The sequence below is a fragment of the Agromyces sp. NPDC058136 genome, assembly GCF_042884375.1.
In the GTDB taxonomy this organism is placed as follows: domain Bacteria; phylum Actinomycetota; class Actinomycetes; order Actinomycetales; family Microbacteriaceae; genus Agromyces.
Genome location: NZ_JBHVUA010000001.1, coordinates 1116531 through 1133190 on the forward strand (window position 1 = coordinate 1116531; position 16660 = coordinate 1133190).

Annotated in this window: 11 protein-coding genes; 5 read left to right on the forward strand and 6 right to left on the reverse strand. The window is 71.0% G+C overall.

The features are described 5' to 3' along the window. The first annotated feature begins 33 nt into the window (after window positions 1–33). The 3 genes from ACFVTX_RS05300 to ACFVTX_RS05310 are packed head-to-tail and all read left to right on the forward strand — an operon-like array spanning window position 34 to window position 1539. A complete protein-coding gene (locus ACFVTX_RS05300; protein WP_386898511.1) occupies window positions 34–480 on the forward strand; it encodes an OsmC family protein in 447 nt (148 codons plus the stop codon). Then, window positions 481–846 (forward strand): hypothetical protein, encoded by a 366-nt coding sequence (locus ACFVTX_RS05305; protein ID WP_386898512.1) that lies wholly within the window; start codon window positions 481–483, stop codon window positions 844–846. It begins immediately after the preceding gene. 3 nt (window positions 847–849) lie between these two features. Beyond that, complete coding sequence (locus ACFVTX_RS05310; protein ID WP_386898513.1) at window positions 850–1539, forward strand: ArsR/SmtB family transcription factor; 690 nt, start codon at window positions 850–852, stop codon at window positions 1537–1539. A 67-nt stretch (window positions 1540–1606) separates the two neighbouring features. On the opposite strand, the gene ACFVTX_RS05315 is transcribed toward ACFVTX_RS05310, so the two are convergent. The 4 genes from ACFVTX_RS05315 to ACFVTX_RS05330 all read right to left on the reverse strand — a co-directional run bounded on the left by ACFVTX_RS05315 (window position 1607) and on the right by ACFVTX_RS05330 (window position 7291). After that, entirely contained in the window at window positions 1607–3727 is a 2121-nt protein-coding gene (locus ACFVTX_RS05315; protein ID WP_386898514.1) for an acyl-CoA dehydrogenase, read from the reverse strand. Window positions 3728–3936: 209 nt separating this feature from the next. Then, window positions 3937–4332: a hypothetical protein gene (locus tag ACFVTX_RS05320; protein ID WP_386898515.1), complete on the reverse strand. Its 396-nt coding sequence runs from the start codon at window positions 4330–4332 to the stop codon at window positions 3937–3939. 164 nt (window positions 4333–4496) lie between these two features. Then, window positions 4497–6347 (reverse strand): glycoside hydrolase family 3 protein, encoded by a 1851-nt coding sequence (locus ACFVTX_RS05325; RefSeq protein WP_386898516.1) that lies wholly within the window; start codon window positions 6345–6347, stop codon window positions 4497–4499. 137 nt (window positions 6348–6484) lie between these two features. Then, on the reverse strand, window positions 6485–7291 hold the full coding sequence (locus tag ACFVTX_RS05330; RefSeq protein WP_386898517.1) for a histidine phosphatase family protein: 807 nt from the start codon (window positions 7289–7291) through the stop codon (window positions 6485–6487). Between the two features lie 132 nt (window positions 7292–7423). Between ACFVTX_RS05330 and ACFVTX_RS05335 the strand changes: the two genes are divergently transcribed. Further along, complete coding sequence (locus ACFVTX_RS05335; RefSeq protein WP_386898518.1) at window positions 7424–8761, forward strand: TetR/AcrR family transcriptional regulator; 1338 nt, start codon at window positions 7424–7426, stop codon at window positions 8759–8761. Here the strand turns inward: ACFVTX_RS05335 and recQ are convergent. Then, a complete protein-coding gene (recQ, locus tag ACFVTX_RS05340; protein ID WP_386898519.1) occupies window positions 8722–10800 on the reverse strand; it encodes a DNA helicase RecQ in 2079 nt (692 codons plus the stop codon). The genes ACFVTX_RS05335 and recQ overlap by 40 nt on opposite strands. A gap of 111 nt (window positions 10801–10911) precedes the next feature. Beyond that, complete coding sequence (locus ACFVTX_RS05345; protein WP_386898520.1) at window positions 10912–15498, reverse strand: ExeM/NucH family extracellular endonuclease; 4587 nt, start codon at window positions 15496–15498, stop codon at window positions 10912–10914. A 243-nt stretch (window positions 15499–15741) separates the two neighbouring features. Between ACFVTX_RS05345 and ACFVTX_RS05350 the strand changes: the two genes are divergently transcribed. Next, window positions 15742–16635: an EamA family transporter gene (locus ACFVTX_RS05350; protein ID WP_386898521.1), complete on the forward strand. Its 894-nt coding sequence runs from the start codon at window positions 15742–15744 to the stop codon at window positions 16633–16635. Window positions 16636–16660 lie beyond the last annotated feature (25 nt).

Genomic DNA, 16660 nt, shown 5'->3' on the forward strand with positions numbered 1-16660 from the left:
GTCGACGAAGCACTTCCGTTCTACCCTCGGTGCATGACGACGCACCGGTACGAGGCATCCCTGAAATGGGCAGGGCGCACGAACGATTACCACGCCTACGGGCGCGATCACCACGTCGCTCTGGGAGCGCAGGAGTTCCCGGTGAGTGCTGATGCCGCGTTCCGAGGCGATCCCGCGCTTCCGAACCCCGAGCAGCTGATCGTCGCAGCTGCGAGTTCCTGTCAGCTGCTCTCGTTCCTCGCGGTGGCCGCACTCGGCGGCGTGGAAGTGCTCTCGTACGACGACCACGCGACCGGAGAGATGCCGTCCGATGTCCGCCCGATGCGGATGACCCGCATCGTGTTGCGTCCCCGCATCGTGGCGACGGGTGCGGCGGTCGATCGTGTCGAACGCCTCATCCGCAAGGCGCACGAGCAGTGCTACATCGCGAACAGCCTCTCGACCGAGGTGCTGATCCGCCCCGTCATCGAGGTGGTCTGAGTGTTCGACATCGAGATCCCCGCACCGCACGGTGCGAAGTCCCTCCTCGGCATCGGGCGAGCGCTCGGCGCCGCGGGCGTGAGCCTCGAGGGCGGGGGCATGTGGTCGGGCAGTGCGCACTACCTGATCGCAGATCCCGACACCGCCCTCCGCGCACTGGAGGAGGCAGGCCTCGGGCCGGCTCACGTGCGACCGGTGATCCTCGCCGATCTCGACGCGGACGTCCCCGGCGCATTGGGGCGGATGATGGCGGCACTCGTCGACGCGGGCATCACGCTGCACGTGCAGTACAGCGATCACGACAACCGCAAGGTGCTCGTCGTCGACGACGCCGAACACGCACGCGCCGCACTCGGGCAGCATTGACCCATGAACGGGGAACCGGACATCTCCGCACCTGCTCGGGCGCTGGGCGATCCCGCACGCGGACTCATGGCTTCGGCGCTCCTGGGCCGCCGACAGATCCCTGCGGGCGAGCTCGCTCGAATCGCCGGCGTCGCGGCCTCGACCGCGAGCGAACACCTGCGCGTCCTTCGCTCCGCCGGCATCGTCTCGGTCGAGCATCGTGGTCGCGCCCGGTTCTACCGGCTCGCGAACGATGACGTGGCCCGCGCCGTCGAAGCGCTCCAGGCCGTCTCCCCCCGACGCGAGATCCGTTCCCTGACCCAATCGACGGTGTCCGCCGAGCTCCGCGCCGGACGCACCTGCTACGACCACCTCGCCGGCGACCTCGGCCTGCGCATCACCGACCTGCTGGTCGACGCCGGACTCGCCCGCGGACTCGACGTCGGCACCGTTCTCGAGGCCCCTCGACCGTTCCCCGACGACGACCTCACTCGCGCCTTCGGTCTGCTCCCGCAGCTCGGCCGCCGCCCGTGGATCCGCGGTTGCCTCGACTGGAGCGGCCGCCGCGCGCATGTCGCAGGCCAGGTGGGCGCCCAGGTGCTCTCGGCGCTCGACGAGCACGGGTGGATCGAGCGGCGCGCGTCGTCGAGAGCGGTTCGCCTCACCCGCCGCGGCGCCGACGAGCTGCGATCGCTCACGGATAGGCCCGCATGAACGACGCGGGGCCGGGACATCCTCGAATCGGATGCCCCGGCCCCGCGATCAGGCGTCGCCGCCCGCGCTACTTCTTCTTCTTGGACTTCGCCTTCGACTTCTCGGGCACCGGCAGGGTGCCGGCGCGACGCTGCTCGGCGAAGTACGCGCGCGCCTCGTCCTGGCGCTCCTGCTCGATGCCGCTCGCGATCGTCGAGCGCAGGGTCGCGGGCGAGAAGCCGAACGCGTCGACCAGGTCCTGCGCGTGCGGGCGCAGACGCTCGATGAGCCGGTCGATGTAGGCGGTCACCGACTGCGCGCGCTGCGGCGAGAGGCGGCCGTGGATGAGGTACCAGGCGGCGTGCTTCTCGAGGAGGCCGAGGCCGAAGAGGTCGCGCACCCAGGTGAGCACCTGCTTCGTGCCCTCGTCCTCGACGCGGGCGAGGCCGCGCGTGAACGCCTCCCACTGCAGCAGCTCGCCGTGCGCGCGGGCCGCCTCGATGAGCTCGTTCTGGTTGCGGTTGAACGCGGCAGCGGCCTCGGCCTTCGGGAGCTTGCGGGCGTCGCGGAGGCGACCGGCGATCTCGGCGATCATCGTCTCGACCCGGTCGGTCAGGAGCTCGCGCTGCGCCTTCTCGTCGCGCAGCTCGCTCACCGAGCGCGCGGTCGAACCGAAGTCGGCGATCGTCTGCGCGAGACGGCGGAGGCCCGTGCCGTGGTAGGCGCGCTCGGCGGTCTGCGCGACGACGTAACGGGCCATCGCACCGGCGTCGGCGTCCTTGAACTGCTTCGAGAAGTCGGTCAGCAGGCGCTTCGCGACGAGCTGCAGCAGCACGTTGTTGTCGCCCTCGAAGGTGACGTAGATGTCGAGGTCCTGGCGGAGGCCGACGATGCGGTTCTCGGCGATGAAGCCTGCGCCGCCGCACGCCTCACGGGCCTCCTGCAGGGTGTCGAGCGCGTGCCAGGTCGACAGCGGCTTCAGCGCGGCCGCGATGGTCTCGAGGTCCTGGCGGTCGTCGTCGGTGTCGGCCTTGCCGCTGAACACCGCGTCGAACTTCACGAGGAACTCGTCGTGCGCGAAGTACTGCGCGTACGTCGTCGCGAGGCGCGGCAGCAGGCGGCGCTGGTGGCGCTGGTAGTCGAGCAGCACCTCTTCGTCGACCTCGCTCGAGGCGTTGAACTGCCGGCGCTGGTTGCCGTAGGTGATCGCGATCGCGAGGCCCATGGCGCTCGCGACGGTCGAGGCGCCGTCGAGCGAGACACGACCCTGCACGAGCGTGCCGAGCATCGTGAAGAAGCGGCGGCCGGGGCTCTCGATCGGGCTCGAGTACGTCCCGTCGGGGGCGACGTCGCCGTAGCGGTTCAGCAGGTTCTCGCGCGGGATGCGCACGTTCGTGAAGTGCAGGCGACCGTTGTCGATGCCGTTGAGGCCGCCCTTGAGGCCGTCGTCCTCGCCGCCGACGCCCGGCAGGAACTCGCCGGCGTCGTCGCGGATCGGCACGTAGAAGCAGTGCACGCCGTGGTTGACGCCCTTGGTGACGAGCTGCGCGAAGACCGTCGCGTGCTTGCCGTGCAGGCCCGCGTTGCCGAGGAACTCCTTCCACGCCGCACGGAACGGCGTGTGGATGACGAACTCCTCGGTGGCCTCGTCGTACGTCGCCGTCGTCGCGATCGCCGCCACGTCGGAGCCGTGCCCGATCTCGGTCATCGCGAACGCACCGGGCACCTCGAGCGACATGATCGCCGGCAGCCACTTCTCGTGGTGCGGCGCCGTGCCGAGGTGCAGCACCGCGGCGCCGAAGAGGCCCCACTGCACGCCCGACTTGATCTGCAGGCTCGGGTCGGCCATGACGAGCTCTTCGAACGCGGCGATGTTGCCGCCGTGGTCGTCCTGGCCGCCGAGCGACGTCGGGTACGCCCGGTGGATGGCGCCCTGCTCGACGAGGATCCTCAGCTGCCCGAGCACGCGCTCGCGGTGCTCGGCCATCGAGAGGCCGTCGATGCGCTGCAGCTCGGGCATCGCGGCGCGCTTGCGGGCCTCGAGGCGCACCTCGGGCCAGGTGCCGAGCAGCTGGTGGCCGAGGGCGGCCACATCGATGCGCGGCGCGGATGCCTCGGGGTCGGCCGGCTTCGCTGCGGCCGGGGTGCTCGGGGCGGCGGCGCGAGCCGGTGCGGGGCTCTTCGCGGTGCGGGGTGCAGTGTCAACCATCGTCGGTATCGTCCTTCGTCTGCGGTGCGCGCGGGTGCGGTGCGCGCCTCGTTCCACGGTAGGACGGGGGCCCGCGACCCCGAAACGGTGCGTTCGGTCTCGACAAACGCGGGCGGAGACGCCTCGCAGGAGGCTGTGCGGGGTCTACAAAGCGGGGCGGGTGGAGCGATGGGGCATCCACAATGCCGGATGCCGGGACCGCACGCCGTTCAGCTGCCGAAGAAGTCGCGCGCCTTGCCCGACCACAGCAGCGCGATCACGATGAGCGAGATCGCCGCGCTGAAGTACTCGCCGATCGCGTTCGGCGGGTACGTGATCGCGAGGTAGACGGACGCCCCGATCGACAGGATCTGGAAGACGGTGATCACGAGCCGCGCACCGCTGCTGCCGCGAAGCAGGCCCGTGCCGACGACCATGACGATCGCGCCGATCAGGATCGAGAGGATCGCCGAGGTGATGAGCTGACTCGCCCCGCCGAACATCTCGACGGTCGAGGCGACGCTCGTCTGGAAGAGCAGGAGAGTGCCGCCGATGATGTCGAAGAGCCCCGAGATCCAAGTGAGCACGGCGACGAGCGTCACACCCCCGGGTCGTTTCCCAGCCATGCCGCGATGCTATCGGAGGGCGCACCCGCGGTCGAGGATGCCTCGCCGGGCACGGCGCCCCCGCCGGTCGAGGAGCGCCCGACGCAGTCGGACGCGTCTCGAGACCACTTGACGGGTCTCGAGACGCGTGCTCCTTCGTCGCTCGCTCCTCGACCACCTGGAGTTCAGCCGCCGTAGCGCAGTCCGTGGCCGTGCGCGAAGAGCGGGTCGGCGGTGTCGAACGGCACGTCGGGGCGGCTCGCCTCGACCGCGGCCATGCTGCGCGGCAGATCGAACGGCAGGCGGCCCTGCGGCTCGGCCGCTCCCGTCAGCACGTCGAGCAGCGCCCGCGGGCTCGCACCCCAGTTCGCGGTCATCGCGGCGACCTCGTCGACGATCGGCGCGAGAATCGCCGGCCGGTCGAGGAACACGTCGACGACGGTCGGCACCGCCGCCGCGACCTCGCGGACGTGCGCGAGCGTGTCGTCGGCGAAGTCGAGCGAACCCGAGTGGAAGAAGTTCTCGAAGAACGTCGGGCGCTGCTCGAACGGCGCCGCCAGGCGCAGGATGGCGACGTCGGCGTCGGCCGGCCGCTCCACGATCTCGCCGTACTCGGCGGCGATCTCGGGCTCGATGCCCTCGACGTAGAGCTTCAGTCCGCGGGCGAGCGGCAGGGTGGGCGCGGCTGCGCCCGTGGCATCCGGCCGTTCGCGGTTGACCAGCAGGGTGATCGCGGCCCGCTGCGCCGCCTCGCCCGCGGCCATGAACTCGGCGGAACCGACGATGCGCTTCGCGCGCTCGACGTCGACGAAGCGGTGCTCGAACAGTCCGAGCACGAACTTCTCGCGCAGCAGGCGCCGGGCCGACTCGTCGATGCGCGCCTCGCCGAGCTCGCCGTCACGCACGAGCTCGATGACGAGCTCGGGGCACGACTCGCCGCCGAACTGGTCGCAACCGGCGTCGATGACCTTCTTGACCCGCTCACGGGGCGACAGGTCTTCCACGCCCCACGCGCGCGCCGGGAACGGCTCGCCCATGATCTCGTCGTCGGTGATGAGCCCCCAGTCGGTGCAGACGATGCCGTCGAAGCCGTAGCGACCGCGCAGCAGGCCCGTGATGACCGACTTGTTGAAGCCGAAGCCGACCTCCTCGAGCTCGGTGCCGACCGGCATGCCGTAGTACGGCATGATCTGGCTCGTGCCCGCCTCGAACGCGGCTTCGAAGGGCTTCAGGTGCAGCTCGAACTCGCCGCCCGGGTAGACCTGCTCGCGGCCGTGGCCGAAGTGCGGGTCCTCGCCGTCCAGCTGGGGGCCGCCGCCCGGGAAGTGCTTCGTCATCGTCGCGACCGAGTCGTGGCCGAGCGCCTCGCCCTGGAAACCGCGGATGTAGGCTGCGCCCAGTCGGCTCGCGAGCTCGACGTCCTCGCCGAAGGTCTGGAGCGCCCGCGACCAGCGCGGTTCGGTCGCGAGGTCGATCTGCGGGTGCAGGGCCACACGGATGCCGACGGCCGTGTACTCCTGCCGGGCGATGTCGGCGAAGCGCTCGACGGTCGCCTCGTCGCCGATCGCCGCGAGGCCCATCGGCTCGGGCCACACCGAGAAGGCGCCCGCGAACAGGGCGGCGAGCGGGTTGTCGCTGTACGAGTTGCGCGGGTCGCTGGAGATCGTCACCGGGATGCCGAGGCGGGTCTGCGCCGCGAGCTCCTGCAGCCGGTTGTGCCACTCGGCGAAGACGCCCGGGTCGTGTGGTGCACCGTGGATGTTGAAGTGGCTCATCTTCAGCCCGTTGACGAATCCGTCGGTCGAGCCGCCGCCCGCGACACCGCGCTCTTCGGCGAGGGTGCCGTCGGGGTTGATGCCGATGACCGTCTGGAAGAGGAGGCCGGCCTTCTCCTCCAGCGTCATCTGGGCGAGCAGGATCTCGACGCGCTCGTCGATCGGCAGCGACGCGTCGAGGTAGCGCTCGTCGATGGGGTGAGGGGCTTCGGCGGCTTCCTCGGCGGATGTCGCTGCGTCGCTGTTCTGCACATCGGTCATGTGTCTGCACTCCTTCATGCGTGTGGCTCTGGGCCGCGTCCTCGGCGGCGCACCTCGATCATAAACCGAGCGGCGTTCGGGATTGAACGCCGCTCGGTCGATTCGCGGGAATCCGCCTGCGCTGGACGACGGTCGGCTCAGTCGGAACCGGCCTCGACATAGCTCAGGTCATTGACCGTGCGCACCGTCCACTCGCCGTTGCGGTAGACGAGTTCGGACACGGCCCCGTTCTCGATGCCGGCGACGACCTCGCTGAGGTCGGCGCCGAGCGCGCCGAGCGCGGCCATGATCGTGATGCCGCTCGAGACCACGAGCACCTCGCCGCCCTTCTTGGACTGCTTCGCCGCGATGTCCTCGAGCGCCGCGAGCGCGCGCCCGGCGACCTCGGCTGACGTCTCGGCAGTGAGGCCGGAGCCCTCGTTGAGGCGCGCCATCGCATCGAGCGCGACACCCATGTCGAACTCGGGGTCGCCGAACAATTCACCGGCGTGGGCGTAGCCGAGCTCTACGGCGATGTCGTTCCACATCTCGAGGCCGTCGCCGCCCTCGTACTTGCCGAACGCGATCTCACGGAGGCGCCCGTCGCGCACCGCCTCGCCGTCGTAGCCGGCCTCGTCGAGCGCGAGCGAGACCGTCTCCCAGTGGCGCACCATGTCGGCCGAGTAGGCGGCCTCGAACTCGATGCCCGCCTCGGCGAGCCCTGCGCCGAGCTGCTCGGCGACCTCGCGCCCGTCTTCGGTGAGCGGCGAGTCCGACCAGCCCTGCACGCGCTCGAGCGCGTTCAGCATGGTCTCGCCGTGGCGAGTGAGGTAGATGGTGACGGGCTGCGTCTTGGGCTTCTTGGCGGACGGTTCGACCGCCTGGGCCGACACGGCGGCGAGTGAGCAGAGCGCGACGGCGACGGTGCCGGCCGCAGCGAGGCGGAGGAGACGACGAGACGACATTGTCTGGACCTTTCAGTTCGACGGGATGCGACGACAGGGGGTTCGACATCGGAGCCTAGTCAAAATTCGACCGCTTGGTAACATTTTGTTCCGCGCGCACGACGGTAGCCTTGAAACGATGAGGATGACCCGATGAGCACGGCAGGGTTCGGCGGCGCGGCCGCCCCCACCCGCCAGGCGCGATCGGCCGAGACCCGCGCGCGCATCGTCGCCGCCGCGACGACCGCGTTCGTCGACGACGGCATCGGCGCCGTCTCACTCCGCGACATCGCGATGCGGGCCGGCGTCACCCACCCGGGCGTGCTCCGCCATTTCTCCTCGAAGGACGCCCTCCTCGGCGCCGTCGTCGACCGCCTCGATCGCGCCAACGCCGACTGGCTCGAGCGCACCGAGCCCGCGCCCGGCACGCTCGGCCTGGCCGCACTCGCCGAACGCAACGCGCACACGCCCGGCTACCTCGCGCTCTACACCGCCCTCGCGGGCGAAGCGACCAGCGCCCGTCACGCCGCCCACGAGCACCTGCGCGAGCGCTATCAACGCGTGCGCGCCGCGGTGACCGTGCAACTCGCGGAGCCCCCGCTGCCGGCCGCGATCGACCCCGCGACCGAGGCGACGAACACCATCGCCGCATGGGACGGCCTGCAACTGCAGCAACGCTACGACCCCGGACTCGACCTCGTCGCGCACCTCGTGCGCCACGAGCAGCGGCTGCTCGGCGCACCGCCCGACGTTCCGCCGGAGGAGCGCACGGCGGCCGCGGAGGCCATCGCGGCGACCGTGATCCTCGACGAGGAGCCCCACGACGGCTCGGCCCGGCCCGGCCGGCTCGGCCGCGGGCGGCGGGCCGACATCACCGCGAGCGCGATCGAACTGTTCGCCCGCGAGGGATTTCTCGGCACGAGCCTCCGCGAACTCGCCGAGCACGCGGGCATGTCGAAGGCGAACCTCATCCACCACATCGGCTCGAAGGACGAACTCCTCATCGCGGTGCTGCGACTGCGCGACGAGCGCACGCTCATCCCTGAACCGCCGAACGCCGGGACGGCGGTCGATCGCCTGTTCTCCCTCGCTGACACCGCCGATCGGACCGCCCGTGAGACACCCGGACTCATTGAGCTCTACGCGGTGCTCGCGAGCGAGGGGGCGACCCCGGGGCATCCCGCGCACGAGTACTTCGCACGCAGGTTCCGGGAGAGTCGCCGGTACTTCCTCAGCCTCATGCGCCGTCTCCGCGACGAAGGCGCCCTCCGGGCCGATCGCGACCCTCGTCACGAGTCGGCCTGGCTGCCCGCGCTCTGGGACGGGCTGCAGATCCAGTGGCTCTACGACCCGGCGATCGACGTCGGCGCCCACCTGCGCGCGTACTTCTCCGCGCTCGTCGGCGCCGGGTCGGTTCAGCCCGCTGCGACCGCAGCGCCCGTCGCGAGGGCTCAGCCCGCTGCGACCACCGAGAGCAGTGCCTCGCCGTAGGCCTCGAGCTTCTTCGCACCGATGCCGGTGATGCCGTCCAGCTCGCCGAGGCTCGCGGGCTTCGCCACCGCGACCGCCCGCAGGGTGGCGTCGCCGAACACGATGTACGCCGGGACCCCCTGCTCGCGCGCCTCCCCCGCGCGCCACGCGCGGAGCTGCTCGAAGAGCTCGACCTGGGCCGGCTCGAGGTCGGCTGCGGCTGCGGCCGCCTTGGCGCCGCCGCGCGAGCGCGCGGGGCGTTCGGCCTCGGTGCGGAGCATCACCTTGCGGTTGCCCTGCAACACCTCGCCCGCGGCGTCGGTGATCGTGAGGGTGCCGTACTCGCCGTGCGTGGCGAGCAGCCCCTGGGCGAGCAACTGGCGGACCACGCCGCGCCACTGCTGGTCGCTGAGGTCGGCGCCGAGCCCCCAGGTCGAGAGGCTGTCGTGGCCGTACTGCCGCACGCGAGCCGTCTCTTTGCCGCGGAGGATGTCGACGAGGTGCCCCGCTCCGAACTTCTGCCGACGCTCGCGCTGCAGCCGGACGATCGTCGACATGAGCTTCTGCGCGGGCACCGTGCCGTCCCATGAGGCGGGCGGCTCGAGGCAGGTGTCGCAGTTGCCGCACGGCTCGCTCGCCTGACCGAAGTAGGCGAGCAGGTTCTGCCGTCGGCACTGCACCGTCTCGCAGAGCGCGAGCATGGCGTCGAGATGCGCCGACAGGCGCCGACGGTGCGCGAGATCGCCGGGGCTGTCGTCGATCATGCGTCGCTGCTGCACCACGTCTTGCAGGCCGTATGCGAGCCAGGCCGTCGCGGGCGCACCGTCGCGGCCGGCGCGGCCGGTCTCCTGGTAGTAGCCCTCGACCGACTTCGGCAGATCGACGTGGGCGACGAAGCGCACGTCGGGCTTGTCGATGCCCATGCCGAACGCGATCGTCGCGACCACGACGATCCCGTCTTCGCGGAGGAAGCGGTCCTGCGTCGAGCGGCGCAGCTCGGGGTCGAGACCGGCGTGGTACGGCAGCGCGTTGACGCCGTTCGCGGCGAGGTAGGCGGCGATCTTCTCGGTGCTCGCCCGCGACAGCGCGTACACGATGCCCGGCACGGCCTTGCCGTCGGCGTCGACGCCCTCGCTGCGCACGAAGTCGAGGAGCTGCTTGCGCACCTCGAGCTTCGGCGCGATGCGGTACTGGATGTTTGGTCGGTCGAAGCTCGACACGAAGTGCTTCGCCCGCCCGAGCGAGAGCCGCTCGGTGATCTCACGGTGCGTGGCCTCGGTCGCCGTCGCGGTCAGCGCGATGCGCGGCACCTCTGGCCAGCGTTCGGCGAGCTCGGCCAGGGCGAGGTAGTCGGGCCGGAAGTCGTGGCCCCACTGCGCCACGCAGTGGGCCTCGTCGATCGCGAAGAGCGACACGGTGCCCCGGGCGAGCAGCTGCTTGGCCCCCTCGGTGTTGAGCCGCTCGGGCGCGATGTAGAGCAGATCGAGCTCGCCGTCGAGGTAGGCGCGCTCGACGGCCGCACGCTCACCGGCCTGCTGGCTCGAGTTGAGGTACGCGGCGCGCACGCCGTTGCGCACGAGCGCGTCGACCTGGTCGTGCATGAGCGCGATGAGCGGTGAGACGACGACTCCGGTGCCCTCGCGGAGGAGCGCCGGGATCTGATAGCAGAGGCTCTTGCCGCCGCCGGTCGGCATGAGCACGACCGCGTCGCCGCCGGAGGCCACCTGCTCGATGATCGCGGCCTGCTCGCCGCGGAAGGCGTCGTACCCGAAGACCGTGTGCAGCGCCTCCTGCGCGCTCGCGAAGCGAGCGGGTGCGGCCACGGCCGGCCGCTGCAGACCGGATGCCGCGGAGCGCGCCTGCTGCGGCGCGCCGACGTGCGCTCGTGGGGCCGCTGGAGCGGTCGCAGTGCCCGCGCCGGCCGGCGCCCACTCGACCGCGCCGCCGCGGTACTCGTCGGGCGGGGGCGGCGGCGCCCACTCGTCGTCGGGCGGCGGAGCGAGCTCGTCGGGGTTCCACGAGGCCTCATCGGCCCAATCGGGTTCGGTGCTCCAGCTCACCCGACGAGTCTACTGAGCACCTCGGACGCCGAGCCCGGACGCCGATGGGGCGGGCGGAGAATCTCCGCCCGCCCCACTGTCAGGGAGAACTGCTCGCCCGACGGGCGGTGATCACCAGATGAGGATCGGCACCGGGATCGCCGACGAGTCGGCGAACGGCGTCGCCCCGTCGAAGCTCGCGTTCAGCACGTGCACGCCGCGCGAGAGCTTCGGCAGCTTGACGCTGAAGCGGCCCTTGTCCTGCTCGGTCACCTCGACCGTGGCGATCACGGTCGATCCGTCCGAGACGGTCAGCGTGCCGACCGGCTTCGAACCGTCGAGCGCGAAGACCTGGCCCTTGTACTGCACCGCCGAGTTCGCCTTCGCGATCAGCTTGTTCGGCAGGCCGATCACGAAGGTGCCGGTCTCCTCGACCACCGGGGGCTCCTCGATCGTGATCGGAACCTCGACCGAGGTACCGGTCGAGGCCACCGAGATCGCGAGCGACTGCGCGCCGCCGACGCCCTCGGGGATCGTGATCGTGAGGTTCGCGCGACCGCCCTCGTCGGTGGTGGCGACGACGGTGCGGTCGACCGCTGCGGTGCCCACGGCGATGCCGCCGACCGACACCGCGACCTCGCCGGCGGCGACCTCGTTGGTGCTGAAGTCGAGCGAGCTCAGCGCGAGCTCGACCGTCTCGCCGGGCACGTAGGCGGTGCCGTTGGCCGGAGCCGGCAGCACGAGACCCACCGAACGCTGCGCCTGGTCGGGCGTCGCGGTCTTGTTCGCCGTGAACCAGTCGACCATCGCCTGGAGGTCGACCTTGCCGGTGTCGGCGCGCGCGGTGCCCTTGCCGAGGGTGAAGAAGTTGTCTCCGCCCGCAGCGAGGAACGAGTTCGCCACGACCTTGTACTCCGCCGCGGGATCGAGCGCTTCGCCGTTCAGCGACACGCTGGTCACGTGCGACCCCGCCGCCGCGGTCGGGTCGTAGACGACCTCGAGTCCGGCGCTGACGCCGAGCTTCAGGAACGGTCGCGCTGCCCCGGCGGGCTGCCACTGCTCCTCGAGCACCTGCCTGATCTGGGCACCCGTGAGCGTCTGCACGAACAGCGTGTTCGCGAAGGGCTGCACGTTGGCCGCTTCGCGGTACGTGACGTTGCCGTCGGGGTCGGTCGCGTTCGAGCTCGCGAACTTCAGGTCGGTGCGCATGCCGCCCGGGTTCATGAACGCGATGTCGGCCGCGCCGTCCTGCTGTGCGGCCCAGAGCTGCACGTCGGCGACGAAGTTGCCGAGCGTCGACTCGGCACCGCGTGCCTCGACGGTGCTGTTCGCGGTGTTGCCGGGCATCTGGCCGCGGTTGAAGTCGGCGGTGATGTCGCCGACCTTGACCTTGCCGAGCTCGTTGGCGGCGTTCGCGGCCGCAGTGACGATCGCGGTGACCTCGGGGTCGGCCGGGTAGAGCGGCTTGGCGGGGACCGGCGGGGGCCCGACCACGGGCGCCGACATGAGCGGCTTCAGCTCGTTGCTGATCGAGAGGAGCTCCTTCGTCTTGCCGTCGACCTCGATCTTCATGAGGCCGAAGCGCTCGCCGTACTGGCCGGCCGAGACGACCGGGCGGCCGTCGACGACGTGGTTGTACGGCAGGTGGGTGTGCGCCGAGACGATGGCGTTGACCGAGGGGTCGACACCGGCGACGAGCTTGCCGAAGACGGAGGCGTCGGTCGAGCTCGCGAGGTCGGCCGTCGCCGCACCCTCGTGCACGAGCAGGATCAGCACGTCGGCCTCGCCGTTGGCGGGGTCGCCGTCGGTGAGGTTCGCCGCCTGGGCGTTGACCGAGGCGACGATCGGACGGACGTCGAGCTCGGCGATGCCCGCCGGGCTGACGAGCGAGGTCAGCTCCTCGGTGACGGCTCCGATGAAGCCCACCGTGACGCCCTCGAAGGACTTCGTGTAGTACGGCGCGAGCGCCGTCTCGTCGGTGCCCTTGAGGAAGACGTTCGAGCTGATGTACTCGAAGGCCGCCTCGTTCTGCACGCGGTCGCGCAGATCGGCCCACCCCTGGTCGAACTCGTGGTTGCCGGCGGCGCTCACGTCGAGTCCGGCCGCGTTGAGCGCGGCGATCGTCGGCGAGTCCTTCTGGATGAAGGAGGTGAACGTCGAGGCGCCGATGAGGTCGCCCGCGGCGGCGAAGACCGTGTTCGGGTTCTCGGCGCGAACGGCGTCGGCGGCACCCGCGAGCACCGCGGCGCCGGCGGCCGGGGCCGCCTGCTCGAGGCGACCGTGGAAGTCGTTGATCGTCATCACGCTGATGTCGACGACGTCGGTGAGCTTCGAGCTGTCGAGGCCGATGACCTGCGGGTCGTGGTCGCTCGAGCGGAACACCGAGCCGTCGTCGGGCGAGCCGTTCTCGTACTGGCGGTCGCTCCACTCGGGCGAGTTGATCGCCCAGCGGCCGATGCCCGTGACGCCCTGCACGGCTGCGGCGTTGCCGAGCGCGTGATCGAGCGAGCCGAGTTCACCGTCGAAGGTGTAGGTGTACTGGTCGTCGGTGCGGTCGGGCAGCAGGTCGCTGTACCCGGCGTCGGTGAGCACCTGGATCGGGTCTTCCTCGGAGTACGAGTTGAAGTCGCCGAGGAGGAAGACCTCGCCCGCTTCGGCCGCGAGCGAGTCCGCGAGCGTCAGCAGCGAGTTCGCCTGCGCGACGCGGTCGGCGTTGAAGAAGCCCTGGCCGTCGGCCGGCTGCGTGCCCGTGCCGCTCTTCGACTTGAAGTGGTTCGCGACCACCGAGAAGTCGTTGCCGTTCGGCAGCTCGAAGACCTGCGCGATCGGCTCGCGCGCGTTGCCCCACACGTTCTCGTCGACCACGGTCTGCGCGTCGCCCTTCGGGGTGACGGCGGCCTTCTGGTAGATGATCGCGCTCTGGATGACATCGGTCGTCGCCGCCGTCAGTGCGGCGGGCGTCGGGATGTACGCCCAGACGTCGGAGCCCTCGGCCTCGTTGAGCGCCGCGACGAGCGACGCGGTCGCCTCGTCGCGGGCCTCGCCGAGCTTGAAGGAGTTCTCGATCTCCTGGAGGGCGACGACCTCGGCGTCGAGCGAGGTGATCGCGTTGACGATCTTCTTCTCCTGGAGGGCGAACTCCGCGGGCGTGGCAGCGCCGCGCGCGGCGGCGTTCTCGCTCTGGAGCGTCGTGAAGTAGTTCAGCACGTTGAAGACGCCGACCTGGAGGTCGCCGCCGACGACCGGCGCCGTCTCGGGGCGCGGGTTGAGCGTCTCGAAGGTCGGCTTGACCGAGGCCGGGCTCGCGCTGTCGATCGGAGTCGAGGGCTGCAGGCGCCAGGCGTTGAACCCGTAGCTCAGCACGTACGGCGTCTTGGGCAGGATGACCCGATCGCCGTTGCGGACGATCACGTCCTTCGTGAGGTACGGCTGCTCGGCAGGGTGACCGGCGGAGGTGACCGCACTGCCCCAGCCGTCGTCGAGGATCAGCAGGCGGTCGCGGTTGGCGGCGGCCTGCGCGTTCGCGCTGTCGCCGGCGTCGAGCTGCTCGGTGCTCTTGACCGGAAGGGCGTCGCCCGCGGCCATCCACAGCGAACCGAAGTTGTACGCCTCGTGCGTGCTCGAGAGCAGGTACGAGCCGGTCGGTGCGACGAGCATGCTCTCGAGCGGTTCGCGGGCCGAGCCGACGGTCGAGGCGGGGAGCTCGGCCGCGTCGGGGACCCCGACCGCTGCCGTCACGACCTCGGCGCCGCCGGCGCTCGTCGTGATCTGCGTGAGGCCGAAGTACTCGCTCACGGTGCCGGTGACGCGCACGAGGTCGCCGATCGCACCGACCGCGGGCATCTGGAAGACGAAGAGCCCGTCGGAGACGCCGGGCGTGGTGTCGGCGCCGGGGGTCTGGATCGTCACGCCGTTGTAGCCGCCCGTGCGGTGATCGGCGGTGATGACGCCCTCGACCGTGACGGTCTTGCCGACGAGCGGGCTCGCCGCGCCGTCGCCCTGGACCTCGGCGATCGTCGCAGTGTCGGGGTCGGGCTCGGGGTCGACCGGCCCGGCGCCCGAGTTCGTCGGGGTCGGGGTCGAGCTGAAGCTGAAGTCCTTCGAGTTGTCGTCGGTGTCGGCGCCGTTGCTCCGAGCGATGGCTCCGGGGACCTCGTTGCCGGGAGTTGTGACCCCGTCGCCGTACAGTGCGGCCTTCGTCTCGAAGTTCAGCGAGGTGCCGAACCCGACGTAGTCGGCGACCTGCGGATTGTTCACGACCGAGCCGTTGCCGGGGTTGATCGCCGACGCCGTCTTCGCGAGGAAGAGCGACCCATTCGTGCCGCTCGGGTTGAGGGAGACTGACGCGTCGACCGTCGGAAGCGCGGCACCGACGTTGCCGTTGTTGTTGCCGGGCATCCCGATGAGGAAGTACCCGCCGGCCTTGATCGTGCCGCTCAGCGCACCGACCCCGCTGGCTGCACCGGTGCTCGTCGCCGAACGGTACTGGAGCGACCAGCCCGACAGCGAGACGTCGGCGCCGGTCGGGTTGAACAGTTCGACGAACTTGCCCGAGTACGGCTGGAAGTTGCTGCCCCCGCGGGTGTACACCTCGTTGATCACGACCCCGGTGCCGTCGACCGCGGCGAACGCGGGCGCGGCGCCGAGCGTGCCGGCGACGAGCGCGCCCGCGGCGGCGGCGGCCACCCCGAGCAGGCTGCTTCTTGTGCGACGTTGCATGACTCTCCTCATCGAACGACCACTTGCCGCCTCGCGATCGCGCCGAGCGCGCGCCCGTGCGGCAGGACGAATGTTCCGTAGCCTATGGCCGCGCTGTGACACTGCCAAGGGGTTTCCATCGCCCGCTCGCCCTGATTTCACGCGGAATTCACGCGTCCCGCTCAGATGAGCACGCACCCCCTTCTGGCCCGCGCGAATGAGCGTGATCCGCCCTCCGCCCGCACCCGATACGCTGTTCCGACCATGCTGACCGCCGTGCTCTCGCTCACCGGGGCGTTCGTGTTCGGTGCGGCCGACTTCCTCGGCGGGCTCGCGGCCAAACGCATCGGCGCCGTCCTCTCGACCGCCGTCGCCGCACTCGCGGGCGTCGCCGCCCTCGCCGTGCTCACCCCGCTCGTCGGCGGCGTCTGGAGCCCGGCCGATCTTTGGTGGGGCGCCGCCGCCGGTGCGGTCGGCGCGGTCGCCATCGGACTGCTCTACGCGTGCCTCGCGATCGGCCCGATGTCGATCCTCTCGCCGCTCACCGCCGTCGTCTCGGCGATCGTGCCGATGGTGTGGGGCCTCGCGACGGGCGAGGTGCTCGGCCCGCTCGCGCCGTGGGCGCTCGGACTCGCCCTCGTCGCCGTCGTGCTCGTCGGGTTCGTGCCCGAGAAGGGCGCGGTCCGCCCGAGCCTCGCGGGCATCGTGATGGGCGTCGGCTCGGGCACCGCGATCGGCGCGTTCTTCATCATCATCGACCAGACCTCCGACGAGAGCGGGCTCGCGCCGCTGCTCGTGAACAGCATCGTCACCGCGGTGGTCATGTTCGCGGTCGCCGGCGGGCTCGCGCTGCGTGCCCGTTCGCTGCGCGAGCGGATGCCGCGTGCCGACGCCGAACCGGTCGACGCCGCCGCACGGGGCCGCGCCCGTGGCATCCGACTCGCCCTCGCCGGCGGCGTCGTGAACGCGGCGGCGAACACGCTGCTCCTCCTCGGCATCCGCGCCGGCGACCTCGCCGTCGCGGCCGTGCTCGGGGCGATGTACCCGGCCGGCACGATCCTGCTCGCGGCGATCGTGCTGAAGGAGCGGATCGCGCCCGTGCAGTGGGCCGGGCTGGTGCTCGCCCTCGCTGCGGCGGCGATGCTCGCACTCTCCTGACCTCGAGCCGCACCCGACACCACGA